9 protein-coding genes are annotated in these 11,523 nt (G+C 58.4%); 6 read left to right on the top strand and 3 right to left on the bottom strand.

Annotation, left to right across the window (positions count from 1 at the left end; translation table 11 throughout):
• The first annotated feature begins 749 nt into the window (after window positions 1-749).
• From ASILVAE211_RS22770 to ASILVAE211_RS22750, 5 genes are read left to right on the top strand one after another with little or no spacing between them, the layout of a single operon-like run.
• Window positions 750-3,518: an ABC transporter permease subunit gene (locus ASILVAE211_RS22770; protein WP_227323663.1), complete on the top strand. Its 2,769-nt coding sequence runs from the start codon at window positions 750-752 to the stop codon at window positions 3,516-3,518.
• Window positions 3,515-4,216 carry an ABC transporter ATP-binding protein gene (locus ASILVAE211_RS22765; protein WP_227323662.1) on the top strand — a complete coding sequence of 234 codons (702 nt, stop codon included), beginning with the start codon at window positions 3,515-3,517 and terminating at the stop codon, window positions 4,214-4,216. The genes ASILVAE211_RS22770 and ASILVAE211_RS22765 overlap by 4 nt, the downstream gene beginning before the upstream one ends.
• Before the next feature lie 49 nt (window positions 4,217-4,265).
• Complete coding sequence (locus tag ASILVAE211_RS22760; RefSeq protein ID WP_227323661.1) at window positions 4,266-5,489, top strand: ABC transporter substrate-binding protein; 1,224 nt, start codon at window positions 4,266-4,268, stop codon at window positions 5,487-5,489.
• The gene (locus ASILVAE211_RS22755) at window positions 5,486-6,682 is read left to right on the top strand and encodes an NtaA/DmoA family FMN-dependent monooxygenase (protein ID WP_227323660.1); all 1,197 of its coding nucleotides are present in this window, start codon (window positions 5,486-5,488) and stop codon (window positions 6,680-6,682) included. Before ASILVAE211_RS22760 ends, ASILVAE211_RS22755 begins: the two co-directional genes overlap by 4 nt.
• Window positions 6,673-6,876 (top strand): hypothetical protein, encoded by a 204-nt coding sequence (locus ASILVAE211_RS22750; protein WP_227323659.1) that lies wholly within the window; start codon window positions 6,673-6,675, stop codon window positions 6,874-6,876. The genes ASILVAE211_RS22755 and ASILVAE211_RS22750 overlap by 10 nt, the downstream gene beginning before the upstream one ends.
• A 215-nt stretch (window positions 6,877-7,091) precedes the next feature.
• On the opposite strand, the gene ASILVAE211_RS22745 is transcribed toward ASILVAE211_RS22750, so the two are convergent.
• The 3 genes from ASILVAE211_RS22745 to ASILVAE211_RS22735 form a co-directional block, all read right to left on the bottom strand.
• Complete coding sequence (locus tag ASILVAE211_RS22745; RefSeq protein WP_227323658.1) at window positions 7,092-8,453, bottom strand: LLM class flavin-dependent oxidoreductase; 1,362 nt, start codon at window positions 8,451-8,453, stop codon at window positions 7,092-7,094.
• A 32-nt stretch (window positions 8,454-8,485) separates the two neighbouring features.
• The gene (locus ASILVAE211_RS22740; RefSeq protein ID WP_227323657.1) at window positions 8,486-9,076 is read right to left on the bottom strand and encodes a peroxidase-related enzyme; all 591 of its coding nucleotides are present in this window, start codon (window positions 9,074-9,076) and stop codon (window positions 8,486-8,488) included.
• 67 nt (window positions 9,077-9,143) lie between these two features.
• Window positions 9,144-10,190, bottom strand: coding sequence for an ABC transporter substrate-binding protein (locus tag ASILVAE211_RS22735; protein WP_227323656.1), 1,047 nt, complete (start codon window positions 10,188-10,190; stop codon window positions 9,144-9,146).
• Between the two features lie 174 nt (window positions 10,191-10,364).
• On the opposite strand from ASILVAE211_RS22735, the gene ASILVAE211_RS22730 reads away from it, so the two are divergent.
• On the top strand, window positions 10,365-11,426 hold the full coding sequence (locus ASILVAE211_RS22730; protein WP_227323655.1) for an LLM class flavin-dependent oxidoreductase: 1,062 nt from the start codon (window positions 10,365-10,367) through the stop codon (window positions 11,424-11,426).
• The last annotated feature ends 97 nt before the right edge of the window (window positions 11,427-11,523 follow it).

Below are 11,523 nucleotides of genomic sequence, written 5' to 3'. Positions count from 1 at the left end.
CCAATCGCAACCCGCCTCGTGTCCGGTTTAACGGGGGCAACTCCACTTTGCCACCCCCGTCTTCGCCTGCCGCCTGCCGCCTTCACGAGGGCGTAGCGGCGACTGATTCGGCAGGTGTTCAGGCTAATTTTGGGCCCGTATTGCCCTGTTGCCGGTGATCGACCTCAAGGTTGTGGGGGTTCGGCCCATGGCGCCCTTGCCGCAGCATTCTTCACAAGGGTGGCGCTTGCGGCGCTCCACCTGCTGGCCGCCAACCACGGTATCTGAACGCTGATGCTTGTGGACATATCCGGAGAAAGATCGCTGAGGGCAAGACAGGAGCAAATCCAATAGAATTCTTGAGCAAAAAGAATTTTAAGTTGTTGCTTTATAGCCGGGACGCTTAGGGCAGCTGTCGCTAGCCCACTGCTGTAGGTGAAACTTATGCTTGATCCCAGAGCTTCGTCTTACCCACCTTCATCCTACGGATGGGCGCAGACACCCGTGTCCCCATCCTAAAATACGCTATGCACTCGCCTCCATTGCTAAGAGGCTCCAAGTAAGTCGCGCCATTCGCAAATTCCGCACGGCAACGCCACAATCCCTAAAGACACAAATTGGCGTGATTAGAGAATATTTGCAGCCCGAAAGTGCATTTGTGAGGTTTACACGATCAATGATGGTGCTCTATAAAATAAACGATCATCACGAGTTTGTTTGATGCCAGGATCCCGAACGATGGGGGCATCGTGTCGAAAGGGCGCCGTCCGTTGCAGCAAGTTCTTGAATATACGCTGCTGGGACTGAGCAGCGGAGGCGCCTACGCTCTGGTCGCTCTTGGTCTAGTTGCCGTCTATCGCGGGACGGGCGTCGTCAATTTCGCGCAGGCGGCCATCGGCATGGCTTCGACTTATGCGTTTTGGAAGCTCCATGACCATGCGGGCGTTGGGCTTTGGCCAGCTATTGCTCTTGGTCTCGTCACCGGCCTGGCCTTGAGCATTGCATTTTACGCTTTCGTTGGACGCAGACTTGTCGGCGCGAGCGTCACCACAAAAACGCTTGTGACCCTTGGCTTTCTGTTGATGCTACAAGCGATCGTACGGATCATTTGGACCAACCAACAGGAATTTGTTCCGAGCTTTCTGGTGCCAGGCGGGACCGTGCTTTTCGGCACCCACGTTCAGTATCTATCGCTGCTGCTGGTAGCTGTAGCGACCATACTCACGGCTGCGCTGACGTTTCTGTTTGAGCGCACCAAGTTTGGCCATGTCACCACCGCCTTGCAAGACAGTCCTATGGGTGCGCAAGCGCTCGGCTTTTCTCCCCATCCCTGGGGCGCTGCCGCTTGGGGCATAAGCGGCGTTTTGGCGGCTCTTGCGGGTATCCTTCTCTTGCCCATCACCGCCCTGAGTCCGGGCGGCCTCGACAGCCTTGTTATTCCAGCTTTGGGTGCGGCCCTCATCGCTGGATTTCGGCGATTCTGGGTTGCCCTGCTGATTGGTCTCGCCGCCGGCATTGCGCAATCCGTCGGCATCGGCCTCTCGGTCGAAAGCGGACTTGCAAAATCAATTCCTTTTATAGTGACGATTCTGGCACTCATCCTCAGTGGCCGCAACCTTCCTGGCCGCGGCACAATTGATGCACCTCGCCTGTTCCGCGTTGGCTCCGGTCGGGTCAGCCTCGCGGGCCTCGTTCTCGGCGTGGCCCTTGTCGCCATCGCCATCTATAGCCTCCCGGATTTCTGGTCGGATACGCTGGCGCTGACCGCGATCTTTGCCGTTGTCGGCCTCTCCGTCGTCGTTACGGCCGGCTATGCCGGGCAAGTCAGCCTGCTGCCGCTTGGCCTCGCCGGTGCCTCCGTCCTTTTCGCGGCTTGGCTCAGCCAGCATGGCGCTTCGCTGCTGCTTACGCTGCTCGGTAGCATGGTGCTGGCCGGAGCCGCCGGGCTGGCCATCGGGCATGGGGCTGCCCGGTTGCGAGGTCTGGGCGTCACCATCGCTACGCTGGCGCTCGCCGCGATCATCGAGACCTGGGTTTTCACGTCTGATTTCTTCATCAATGGCGTGCAGGGCTGGACCATCAGCAGCATGACTGTTGTCGGCGTGTCCTTCGACAATGCACTTTATCCCCGCCGCTTCGCCTTGCTCACCTGGATCGTCGCAATTGCTGCGGCTCTCGCGGTCGCTGCACTTCGCCGTAGCCGCGCCGGCCGGCGAATCCTGGCCACCCGTTCAAACGAGCGCGCCGCGGCGGCGAGCGGGATCTCTGTTCGTCAGGCCAAGATCGCGGCGCTGGCCATATCGGCTGCGCTCGCCGGCCTAGCTGGCGCATTGCTGGCATTGCAAAGTGGCACGGTGGGCGGCCAGCGTTTCGGTGAAGGGTTTGCCTACTCTGACAGCCTTGCCATTCTCAGCATGACGGTGCTGTCCGGCGCTGGCTTCATCTTTGGCGGCATCCTTACCGGCATCTTTGCACCCGGCGGCGCGTTAGCGCAGTTGCTATCCTTCGGGGGCACCTTCAATGACTGGCTGGCGCTTGTTCTCTCGCTCAACATGGTTTTCGTGCTTATCAGCGAGCCAGATGGCGTTGTTGCCCAAATACTGCGCGTCGCCAATCTGATTCCGGCGCGTGTGCTTGCGTCGGCCGCTGCCATCTTACATTGGCCATCCGTGGACCCGTGTGCCGTGATTCCTCGACAGAGTGGTGATCTGCAGGCCATCGCCCATGGGAACGGGGATTCGGACGCGGATCTGGCGGCCCTTGTCGTCAGCAATCTTCGCGTTCAGTACGGCGATACCACGGTCGTTGATGACGTCAGCTTCACACTCGAACCGGGCATGGTTCTCGGCATCCTAGGGGCCAATGGCGCAGGCAAAAGCAGCCTTGTTGATGCCATCACTGGCTTCATTCCGGTTCGCCAGGGCGAAGTCCGCGTGCGAGGGCAGAATGTTACCGCCTTGCCTCCTCATGAGCGCGTCGCGCGAGGCCTGACCCGCACCTTTCAAGACCACCTTCTGTTCGAAGATCTGACCGTCCGGGAAAATCTGGAGACCGCGGCCGAGCCGAAGGATCTCAAAGCCTATCTGCTGGCCCCGTTTGGCTTTGCACGACGGCGGCGCCAGCCTTCTGTACTGGCGGCGGCCGAAGTTGCCGGAGTCGCCGATCTGCTTGAAACGACTGTCGAGACGCTCTCCTTGGGCTGGCACGCCCGTGTCACATTGGCGCGTGCTCTGGCCGCCAAGCCCGCTGTGCTCTGCTTGGATGAGCCTGCTGCGGCATTGAGCCCTGAAGCGCGGCGGCACGCCATCGCCGTTATCCGCCGTGCCGCGTGTGAGCTCGGCATCGCCGTTCTCCTAATCGAACATAATATCGATGTCATTCTGGAAACCTGTGATGCTGCCATCGTGATGGATGCCGGACGTATTATCGCCCGTGGCCGTCCTGCCGATGTGCTGCGCAATCCGGACGTGCTGCGCGCCTATCTGGGCGAACCGCTGGAAAGCGAGCCGGGCGATGCGCTTGAGGAGATCGACGCGTGAGCAGGGCAGCTCTTTCCGTGCGCGGGTTGCGGGCCGGATATGGTCGTCGCCAGGTGCTGCACGATGTAAATCTTGACGTCCAGGCTGGCGAAGTCTTGGCTCTACTGGGGCGCAATGGCGCCGGCAAATCCACCACCTTGCTGTCCATTGCCGGCTTCATCCCGGACGCGACCGGCACGATCCTTTTGCATGGTAAGCCGCTGCGCGGCACGCCACATCAGCGTGCGCGTGCGGGCACTGGTCTCGTTATTAAAGGACGAAGCCTGTTTGCGTCTTTGACCGTTGCGGAAAATATGACCCTTGCCGGTTTGAAGCCCGAAGCTCTGCTTGAGATTTTCCCCGAGCTGCAACGTAGGCTTAGCGTTAAAGCTGGACAGCTCAGCGGCGGCGAGCAGCAGATGGTAGCAGTCGCCCGGGCTCTGATTCGCCGGCCAAGAATTGTTCTCCTCGACGAACTGACTTTTGGCCTCAGCCCCGCCATGTCACGCCGCGTCGTCGATGCAGTCACAACGCAGGCCAAGGCCGACGGCATAGCGGTCCTGGCCGTCGAGCAGCACATCCATATAGCCGAACGGATCGCGACCCACGCCGCGATCATCGGCGAAGGAACTGTCCGCTTGCATTTGCGGCGTGACGAAATGCTCAAACGTTCCGATGAGATTGAGGCCATCTATCTCGGCCGTCCGGTCGATGTTTAGCCGCTTTGCCGCATATACCCGACATCTCTTTTTCCTCTTGGATGACAGTATGACGTTGAGATCATTCCTTCTTTTCTGTACCGTTGCCGGTGGCACTTTGGTAGGCATCTCAGTTAAGGCCGAGGCCGCCGATACCAAGCCTATTCTGCTTGGCTTCATCATCGCACAGAGCGGCTCCCCCTTCGCGGTGACTGACCCCGGCCGGGTGGCAGAAATCGCGGCTCATGCAATCAATGATCAGGGCGGTATCCACGGCCGTAAGCTTGTTGTCGAAATCTGCGACACCAAAGGGCAGCCCGCAGCCAGCCTGTCCTGCGCGCGCCGTTTGGCCGATGAGGGTGCTATCACCTATATCGGCGGTAGCAGCGCCAATGGCATCGCCAAGATAATGAAGGCGAAAGGCATTGCTGCTTGGTTTCCGATGGGCAGCGATCCGTCCGATGTGCGCAATCCGCTGTCCTTCATCACGGCGCTGAACGGCGCAGGTGCAGCGCAAGGCACTTATCTTGGTGCACTGCGTTTTCATGCCAAAAGTGCCGTATATGTCTCAATGCTTGGGAATGTAACCTACCAAACGACAGCGTTATTCGGTTATAAGCAGGCTGGCGTGACGGATGTGAAGATCGTCGAAGTGCCGCCCTCAACGACGGATTTTTCGCCGTATATTGCCAAGATCAAGGAATATCACCCTGATGTCTGGGGCGGAATGCTATATCCCCCCGAGCAGCAGACATTACTTGTGCAGGCTGCTGCCCAGCAAGGAATTACGATTCCCTTTGTCAGCAGCAACAATGTTATTGAAGACGCGACCATTGCTGCATTGAGCACTGCACCCTTCCCAAATTCGCTGGCATTGGAAAAGGGCGAAGATGCCAAACAGTTTCCAACCTGGGCTGAGTATGAGCGTGAGCTTGCCAAATACGACCCGAACCACAACGTAAAAGGTCCGACCGACGGCACGACAACCACAGACTGGCTTGCTGTTTGGACTTTTGCCCAGATTGCTCGAAACTTGCCAGAGGTGACGGTCGCCTCTTTCAGTGACTATGTCAGCAAGGACCAGAACTTCGAGACTGACGCGCTGCACCCGATCAATTTCACGGCCATCGCACCTGTTGCCGGGATGCCGCGCCAGGAAAATATCTGGGCCTTCGCCGGACATGTGCAGGATGGGCATGAAGTCGTCGACAATCCCACGCCCTTCAGCGCTTGGCAGAAAACGCCGATCACGGCTTGGACGCCTGAGCAGATTAAGGAAGCGACCGGCAAATGAGTGGCATCAATCGGCCGCTGATCTACAACGCATTCGCCCATGTTACGCCGAACCACCACAGCGATGGGCTGTGGCGGCACGCTCTCGGCCAGCACCAGACGAATTTTCATAAGCTCCAGCCATGGATTGACCTTGCCCAAACGGCAGAACGTGGGTGTTTCGACGTCGTTTTCCTGGCCGACGTCGCCGGGATTTATGAGACTTCACCGGGTGCTTGGCAGCAGGCCGTGCGCACCGGCATGCAGTTTCCGTCGCATGACCCGGCCGTGCTGGTCTCAGCTTTGGCCGCGGCCACGAAAAACATCGGCTTCGCTGTGACAAGTTCGGTAATCCAGGAACATCCGTTCAGTTTTGCGCGCAAAATCTCAACCCTGGATCATCTGACGGACGGGCGCGTTGCCTGGAATATTGTCACGTCCTATTTGGATAATGCAGCTCGCAACTATGGGCTGAAAAGCCTCCCCCAGCATGATGACCGCTATGTTTGGGCTGAGGAATATATCGACGTTGTCTACAAGCTCTGGGAAGCGAGCTGGGAAGACGAGGTGCTGGTGCGGGATCCTGTTCGCGGAATCTATGTCGACCCGGAGCGGCTCCATGCGATCAACCACCGCGGCGCCCGTTACCAAGTCGACGGTCCACACATCGTGCAGACATCCCCGCAGCGAACACCGGTTCTGTTTCAAGCGGGCGCGTCCGAGGCTGGTCGGCAGTTCGCTGCTCGCCATGCGGAGGTGACCTTTTTGCCTTCCCAGACCCCGGAAAGTGCAAAGGCTGATATTGCCGATCTCAGACGGCGCACAGCGGCTTTCGGTCGGTACGCCAATGATATCCGTGCGATCGTTATGCTCTCGCCCGTCATAGGGAGTACCGAAGCGGAAGCCCGTGCGCGACACCGTGAAATCCAGGAGGCTTTCAGCCTGGACGCCCTGGCGGCTTTTTGGAGCGGCGGCATTGGGGTGGACCTGACGAAAATCGACCCGGAGACCCCCTGCAAGACCTGCGCGAAAAGAACGGCACCCGTGGCAATGTGCGCGCCTTTATCGACGCGGCGCCAGATGGCGCAGTCACCTTTGCAGATGTCCTTCGCAAAACCGTCTCAGCTCGCTTTGCCGGCACGCCAGAGCAGATCGCCGACGAGGTTGAGCGTTGGGCTGCAGCCGGTGTCGCTGGCTTCAATGTCGTGCCGGTAACAACGCTCGGCTGGTGGGGGGAATTCGTGGACCACGTGGTGCCGGTGCTGCAAAAGCGCGGTCTCATGCAAACGCAATATGCGGACGGCACGCTCCGCGAAAAGCTGTTCCGCCAAGGCCCACATCTGCCGGACCGTCATGCCGCCCGCCTATTGCGTCCTTGGGCAGAGCCTTCCGCCACCGCGGCTGAATGAGCCCGCTTCGCTGTGTTCCGACAGGAATCGAGGAAGGGGTGATCAAGGGATAGACGGCGGCCGGCCGACCGACCCTGCGTGTCCCGAGTACCCTAATGTCACTAGTGATGGCTGGCGCAGTCGCCCTTGATTGCAACCTGTCCGCCGGGCGACTAATGCGCGGCGGACGGCATCGCGAATGCGGACACGGTGCAGTCAAGTGAAGGAGAGACGGTTTAGTCCGCGGCGCTTGCCCGTGTATGCGTTCCATCAGCAAAGCGGTTCTCAGGCCTGCTCAGACCAAGATTTTCGCGCAAGGTCTTACCTTCATATTCGCGGCGAAAAAGACCTCGCCGCTGCAATTCGGGAATGACCAGATCAACGAATTCTACTAGCCCACCCGGGAGATGGGGCGGCATAACATTGAACCCGTCTGCTGCACCCTGGATGAACCATTCCTCGAGGTGATCCGCGATTTCCGCCGGTGTTCCCACAATCTGCTTGTGGCCGCGAGCACCCGCGATGTGCTGGTAAAGCTGACGAATAGACAGGGATTCGCGCTCGGCAAGGTCCGACAACAGCCGCGCGCGGCTTTTGCCGGTTTCGCTTTCTGGGATCGGCGGCAACGGCCCATCAACGTCCTGGCCGCGCAAATCAAGGCCGATCATGGAGGATAGCAGAGACAAGCCAACATCGGGATGGACCAGATCCTGAAGGCGTTCAAATTTTTCCTCGGCCTCTAGCTTCGTTTCCCCGATGACTGGAAATATGCCCGGCATGATCTTAACGTCATCCGGATGTCGGCCGTTCGCAACCGCCTTTGCTTTGACGTCGCTGTAGAAGGCCTGCGCCTCGGCCAAGGTTTGATGAGCAGTGAAGATAGCCTCGGCGGTAGCTGCGGCAAGACCGCGGCCAGCCTCAGAAGACCCAGCCTGTACCAGCACCGGCTGCCCTTGGGGTGAGCGCGGTACGTTGAGCGGGCCGCGCACTTGAAAGGCTGGTCCAACATGGTTCAGGACATGCAGCCCCTCAGACTTGAAGAAAATGCCGCTCTCTTTATCCCGAACAAAGGCATCATCATCCCAACTGTCCCAGAGGCCCTGCACAACGCGGGCGAATTCACGGGCCCGCACGTAGCGATCGGCATGCGCGAGATGCGCGTCGCGACTGAAGTTGAATGCCTCTTGAGCGTTGGAGGAGGTGACAAGATTCCAACCCGCGCGCCCGCCGCTTATGAGATCGAGGGAGGCAAATTTGCGCGCGACATGATAAGGCTCGTTATAGGTCGTTGTGGCGGTTGCCACGAAGCCAATATGACTGGTGACGGCAGCCAGTGCTGAGAGCAGGGTCAGTGGCTCGAAATGCGCTACGCGGGCGGTGCGGTTTAGGGCCTCCTCATGCCCGTGCCAGATACCGACACTGTCAGCGAGGAACAACATGTCGAACCGGCCACGCTCGGCGATACGCGCAAGTTCGACGTAATGGGCAAAGTTAGCGCCGCCATCGGCCTGCGCTTCGGGAAGCCGCCAGGCGGCGACGTGGTGGCCGGTTTCATGAAGAAAGGCTCCCAGCTTTATCTGCCTTTTGCTTTGGGCCATCTATTGTCCAATCACCTCTAGGATTCGTCGCTTCAGCGTTGAAAATACTTCGCGTCGGGAACAACCCCGAGCGATATAAAAATCCGGTTCGTGTGATTGAACCAGGATGCAACTTCAACCGCTTCGAGAATGTCAGGATCACTGAGGCCAAGACCGCGCAAGGTCTCGAAGTCGCTGTCGTCCAGGCTTTTCGGATCGGTTGTCACTTTAACCGCAAGGTCAAAAAGAGCGTGTTCACGCGCCGTCAGCGGAGCAAGATGGGCGTCAAGCGCGACGCGCCGCGCCTTTTCGCTGTCGCCCAGCGCTTCGGCCAGCGCATTGGTGTGGTGAATTTCGCATAATCCGCATCCATTCGTGGTGGATACGGCCACAGCGATCAGTTCTCGCTCAGTGAGAGGCAGCAATCCGTCATCGGGCGCGAACAGGCTTCCGAAATAGCGCGTAAATCGTTCGGCCGTTTTTGTATTGACCGATAGCGCCGCGATCCAGTTTTCACGATGATTGGCTTCGTAGAGCGCACGGGCGGCGGGTTCCAACGTTTCGGGTTGCGGTGGCGACAGTCTGGATACCGGCCGCGCAAGTGACTTTGCACCGACGCGATTCGGAAAAGGAATGGCTGTCATAGTCGATCTCCTATCTGTCGAGGGGTCAAACTGAAGCGAGGGAACATGGTTGCTGTCGTTCGCTCAGTCACTGGCTGCTCGCTTGCTTCTGGCTATAGGGATTGAAGTCATTGGTGTAGATGTCGGAAGGCTGCCATTTTCCCTTGGGCACGATGCCTTCCCTCACATCCAGGTCGATCCAGAACTGCACATCCGCATCATTCTGTAACCCGTGCGGCGACCAATGCAGCGAGCTATAATCCGCCTTGCCCTGCTTGTTGTAGGTCCAGGGTGCGAGATCGGCCGGCAGACGCCCGGCGGCGATGCCGATTTTCACAACCTCGTCAGGATGCTGGCTTCCCCAGTCATCGGCTTCGGCGATGGCCGCGACATAGTCACGGATGATGTCGGGGTGTTTGTTGATGAAATCGATCTTGGCCATGGTGCCGCCACGGGTGATGACGCGACCAGGCAGGTCTGACAGCTGAAAGAGTTCGCGATAGCCGCCGCGCTTGAGAAGTTGCGCAGCCAAGGGTTGAAAGGCGTAGAGCGCGTCGATTTGCCCGGCCTTAAGTACCTGCTCCTCCTGTGCATATGGAATGGCGATATAATTGATGTCGTCGCGCGTAAGGCCCGCGCGCCCAAGATAGTCCAGCGTGAACCAAGCGCTGGAAAAACTCAGGTTGAGCATGCCGATGGTTTTACCCTTGAGATCCTTGGGCGATTTGATCGGGCTATCGGCACGCACGAATAGCCCGTCGCCGGGGCCGACAGGGTCAATAAGCGGGTGGGAGGAGACGATCTCCTTCACTTTCAGGCCTTTGTCACGGACATTGATGAAATAGGCATAGTCCGCACAGGGGGCGAAATCCGTAACGCCGCTGTCGAGAGAAACCGTGTACTGCTCAGGCGGAAGCGGAACATATTCCAAATTCAGCCCGTGCTCTTTGAAGAAGCCTTTTTTGTCGGCGACTACAATCGATTCCATGCAGGCCCAGAGAAGTGGCTGATCCAGCATGTGGATCGTCTGCAATGGGGCCGCCTGGGCGGGGCTCTGTTTTTGAAAAGAAAAGATGCCGAGCCCCGCGGCTAAAAAGAGAATTTTCTTCCGCCATCTAACGCGTTTTGTTGTCATTCTGGTGAGTTGTCCTCATGCGCGGCCGACGAAATGTCCGCCTAAAAATCGTTATGAGATGACTATATAAATTGGACAAACGAGTCACAATAGTATTTATTGAGGAATATTATTTAATAAAACGATGTTAAATAGTTTAATATGATTGAGCTCATGCGAAGGAGGATCGTCGCCATGCCAGTCTCACAGCCTCGCTTCGGTGTCTGGTCGAATGTTTATGGCGCATGGGGATCGCATTTTCATCCGGACGATCCATCCGATGCGTCCTGGATGCGTAACCTGTCTCTGGTCCAGCAGGCCGAGGCACTGGGGTTTTCATCCACGCTGATCGCGCAACATATCATGAACCCCACCGGAAATGAGCGTGATCAGCTGGAGACCTGGACATCGGCCGCGGCCTTTGCCGCCTCCACGCGAATGATCGAGATCATCGCGGCCGTAAAGCCCTATTTGTTTCATCCAGTGGTTTTGGCCAAGATGGCGCTGCAGATCGAGGAGATCAGCGGAGGGCGGGCCGCACTTAATCTCGTCAATGCCTGGTACAAGCCTGAATTTGAACGCGCTGGCATCCGCTTCGCGCATCATGACGAGCGCTATGCCTATGGTCGGGAATGGATCACGGTGGTGCGCAGGCTTTTCAGCGGAGATCGCGTGACCTTTCGAGGCCGGTATTTTCAGGTGGAGGATTACATTCTATCGCCACCCAGTCGTTTTCGCAGCCGGCCCGCGATCTATCTTGGTGGCGAATCAGAGGCGGCCCGCGCGCTCGCGGCAGAACATGCCGACGCCTTCTTCATCAATGGCCAACCGCTCCATGATGTGCGCGAGATTATCCATGATCTGGCACGGCGGCCGCGCCTGGATGCGCCGCTGCGCTTCGGCCTCGCCGGATTTGTGATCGCCCGCAAGACAGAGGCGGAGGCGCGGGAGGCTTTGGACTATGCGTTATCGCTCGCCGAAAAAGACGCGCCTGGCCATAAATCCGTGCTCGACGGCGCCGACGCCGATGCCGTCATGTTCAAGACCTTTGCGAAACACGCGAATGTCGTCGGCACCAACGGCGGAACCTCAGCCGGTCTTGTCGGCAGCTATGCCCAGGTCGCGGACCGTATTAGCGGGTTCAACGACATCGGTATCGAGCTTTTCATGTTGCAGTTCCAGCCTTTCGAATCGGAGATGCGGCGCTTCGCCGAGGAAATTATCCCGCGCGTCGCGCATGCCCGGTCGTTCAGCTGAGGTTGGCCTCGAGGTGCACTCGTTAAAGGAACTCGTATGTCATCGAACTTGATCTCGCGAACATTGGACCGGCGTAGTCTGGAACCTGCTGTATCCT

The organism is Acidisoma silvae, from assembly GCF_020618775.1.
In the GTDB taxonomy this organism is placed as follows: Bacteria; Pseudomonadota; Alphaproteobacteria; order Acetobacterales; family Acetobacteraceae; genus Acidisoma; species Acidisoma silvae.
Note: the sequence above shows the minus strand (reverse complement) of the source record. Positions and strands in the feature narration are given on the sequence as shown.

Excerpts from the sequence above, each read along its gene's own strand:
- ASILVAE211_RS22755 (WP_227323660.1), top strand. The coding sequence starts at position 5,486 with ATGAGTGGCATCAATCGGCCGCTGATCTACAACGCATTCGCCCATGTT.
- ASILVAE211_RS22760 (WP_227323661.1), top strand. The coding sequence starts at position 4,266 with ATGACGTTGAGATCATTCCTTCTTTTCTGTACCGTTGCCGGTGGCACT.
- ASILVAE211_RS22740 (WP_227323657.1), bottom strand. The coding sequence starts at position 9,076 with ATGACAGCCATTCCTTTTCCGAATCGCGTCGGTGCAAAGTCACTTGCG.
- ASILVAE211_RS22735 (WP_227323656.1), bottom strand. The coding sequence starts at position 10,190 with ATGACAACAAAACGCGTTAGATGGCGGAAGAAAATTCTCTTTTTAGCC.
- ASILVAE211_RS22745 (WP_227323658.1), bottom strand. The coding sequence starts at position 8,453 with ATGGCCCAAAGCAAAAGGCAGATAAAGCTGGGAGCCTTTCTTCATGAA.
- ASILVAE211_RS22730 (WP_227323655.1), top strand. The coding sequence starts at position 10,365 with ATGCCAGTCTCACAGCCTCGCTTCGGTGTCTGGTCGAATGTTTATGGC.